The organism is Streptomyces phyllanthi (assembly GCF_009377205.1).
Classification (GTDB): domain Bacteria; phylum Actinomycetota; class Actinomycetes; order Streptomycetales; family Streptomycetaceae; genus Streptomyces; species Streptomyces phyllanthi.
This window is the reverse complement of sequence record NZ_VJZE01000745.1, coordinates 1-2,765: the sequence shown is the minus strand read 5'-3', so window position 1 is coordinate 2,765 and position 2,765 is coordinate 1. Positions and strand designations below refer to the sequence as shown.

The window sequence follows — 2,765 nt, the reverse complement described above, 5'->3', positions numbered from 1 at the left end:
CTCCGCCCCCTCCGAGCCCACCGCTCGGCTGCTCGTGGTCGACGACGAGGAGAGCGTGCGCTCCATGCTGATCATGGCGCTGGAGTTCCTCGGTTACGGGGTGACCTCCGCGGCCACCGGCAGGCAGGCGCTTGAGGCCGTCGCCCGGCACAGTCCTGACCTGGTGCTGCTGGACGTCAACCTGCCGGACGTCAGCGGCTTCGACGTCTGCCGGACGCTGCGCGAGCGGGGCGTCGCCGTGCCCGTGCTCTTCCTCACCGGCCTGGGCCGGGTCGACGACCGGGTGCGCGGGCTCGACCTGGGCGGCGACGACTTCCTCACCAAGCCGTTCGAGCTGAAGGAGGTGGCCGCCCGGGTCCGCGCCCTGCTGCGCCGTACCTCCGCCGGTGCGCACGCGGAGCGGCGCCAGCTGAAGGTGGGAGAGCTCCAGCTGGACACGGACGCCCACCAGGTGTGGTCCGCCGGGGAGCCCGTGGACCTGACGACCACCGAGTTCGCCCTGCTCCGCTATCTGATGGAGAACCCCGGCCGGGTCCTGACCCGCTCGCAGATCATGGAGCGCGTCTGGAACCACCGCAACGAGGGTTCCGGCGCCGTCGACACGTACATCTACTATCTGCGCCGCAAGCTGGGCGGCACCGGACAGTCGCTCATACGTACGGTGCGCGGCGTGGGATACCGGCTGTGCGCGGACTGAACGGCGGACCGGCCGGTGCCATAGGCCTCGTCCGCCCCGGGCTGACCCGTACGCGGACCAGGCCGCCGCGCGCCGAGACCCGACGGCAGCCGTCCGAGCCGGGCCGGGGCCGTACCGCGCGCCGGGCCGTCCTGCTCTGGCTGGCCGCCACCCTGGCCACGCTGGGCGCGCTCGCCGCGCTCTCCGCCGGGCTCCTCGCCCACTACCTCGTGGAGCGCGCCGACGAGGAGCTCCTGACGTACGGCAGCGCGCCGCTGCCCGCCGACATCGAGCGGTTCGCGCTGCTCGACAGCAGTCTGATCCTCGTCCTGGACGCCCGGGGCCGGATCGTCGAGCGGTACTCGGGCGACCGTGCCCTGCCGTCCTTCCCCTCCCTGACTTCGGAACGGCTGGAGTCGTACGCCGAGCACGGGCGCCCCGTCCCCGTCGGCACCGCCTACCGGGCCCTGGTGGTGCGGGAGGCGCAGGCGGTGGGCGCCGGTCACGAGGGCACGTACGTGGTCCACGCCCGGTCGATGACCGACTCCACCAGCGCGGTCCACGAACTGCTCCGCATCGAGCTCGCGGTCGCGCTGCCGCTGCTCGCGCTCGTGGTGGTGGGCGCCCGGCGCTCCGCGCGCCGTGCCGCCGAGGAGCGGGCGGAGTTCGAGCGGCGGCTGCGTGAGTTCCTGGCCTCCGCCGGGCACGAGCTGCGCAACCCGCTGACGACCATCTCCGGGTACGCCGAACTCGCCCGGGCCGGCGGAGCCGCGTACGAGAGCATGCGGCAGGACGCGCTCGGCCGGGTGGCGACCGAGGTACGCCGGATGGACTCGCTGATCGACGAGCTGGTGCTGCTGTCCCGGCTCGACCTGGGCCAGCCGCTGCAGGTGCGCTGCGTGGACCTGGCGCGGCTGTGCCGGGACGCGGTGGAGGCCGAGCGGGACTGCCACCCCGAGCACCGGGTACGGCTGCTCGTGGCGCCCGGCGAGCACACGGTCACTGGTGACCCGCTGCGGCTGCACCAGGTGGTCGCCAACCTGCTGACCAACGCCCGTGTCCACACCCCCGAGGGCACGACCACCACGCTGGGGATCGGCACGGAGGACGGCCATCGCGTCATCGAGGTGACGGACGACGGTCCCGGAGTGCCGGACGAGCTGCGGAGCCGGATCTTCGACCGGTTCGTGCGGGGCGAGGAGACGAGGGCCGCGGGCAGCGGTCTCGGACTCAGCATCGTCGCGGCCATCGCGACGGCGCACGGCGGCTCGGTGACGCTGGAGCCGTCGGACCGCGGGGCGTGGTTCAGGATCCGGCTGCCCGCGTCGGCGTCGGCGCACGACGACCGGCCCGCTTAGCGGGCGGGTTTTACCGGCCTCGACCCGGCCGCGACCTCGACCCGATCACGACCTCACCCGCCCCGGACAAACCCGCCTCGGAGTCTACGCGCGGAGGTATTTCTGAGCGAATTCCGATGGAATTCCGATCACTTCGATACCTTCGCCCGGTTCACTGAGGCTTAGTACTCCGCCGCCCCGCCGATCCCCCTGGTGGGGCCGCCCCGGCGCACACGCCCCGGTCGACGGCTCATCGACCGGCGGTGGACCGACGGCTCATCGGTCCGCTATCCCGGCACGTGCTGGGCCGGCCTCAGTTCCTGCGGGTTCCGGCGGAGTTCTTCCAGGTGCCGCTGGACATGCCGGAGCGCGCCCTCGCGGCGGCCCGGCACCCGGTGGCGCAACTCGGCGAGCGCGGGCCCCAGTTCCTGGGCCCGCGCCACGTCGTCCACCCGGCCCCACTGATGGTGGGCCCGGTCCACGGCGGTCTCGACCGCCGGCGCGTCCGGAGCCTGCCCCGCGGCCAGCCGCGCCGTGGCGACCGCCATCCAGGTACGGCAACTGCGCGCCGCGTCCCCCGCGAACATCGCCAGGTCCGCCCGGACCTCCGTCCAGTGCAGCGCCTGCTCGGACGCCGGCCCGTGGGCACGCAGCGCCTCCTGCTCGTACCGCGCGGCCAGCGCGTCGGCCTCGTCATGGCGCTCGGACTGGACGGCGGCGGTGATGGCCGCGTGGGGGTCGCCGGCCTGGAC

2 protein-coding genes and 1 pseudogene are annotated in these 2,765 nt (G+C 73.9%); 2 read left to right on the top strand and 1 reads right to left on the bottom strand.

Annotation, left to right across the window (positions count from 1 at the left end; translation table 11 throughout):
- Window positions 1-28: 28 nt before the first annotated feature.
- Both FNH04_RS44295 and FNH04_RS44290 read left to right on the top strand, forming a co-directional pair.
- Window positions 29-697: a response regulator transcription factor gene (locus FNH04_RS44295; protein WP_228031991.1), complete on the top strand. Its 669-nt coding sequence runs from the start codon at window positions 29-31 to the stop codon at window positions 695-697.
- Window positions 685-2,034 (top strand): sensor histidine kinase, encoded by a 1,350-nt coding sequence (locus tag FNH04_RS44290; protein ID WP_322725639.1) that lies wholly within the window; start codon window positions 685-687, stop codon window positions 2,032-2,034. Before FNH04_RS44295 ends, FNH04_RS44290 begins: the two co-directional genes overlap by 13 nt.
- 266 nt (window positions 2,035-2,300) lie before the next feature.
- Here FNH04_RS44290 and FNH04_RS44285 read toward each other — a convergent pair.
- Window positions 2,301-2,765, bottom strand: a pseudogene (locus FNH04_RS44285) (hypothetical protein); the annotation flags it as partial.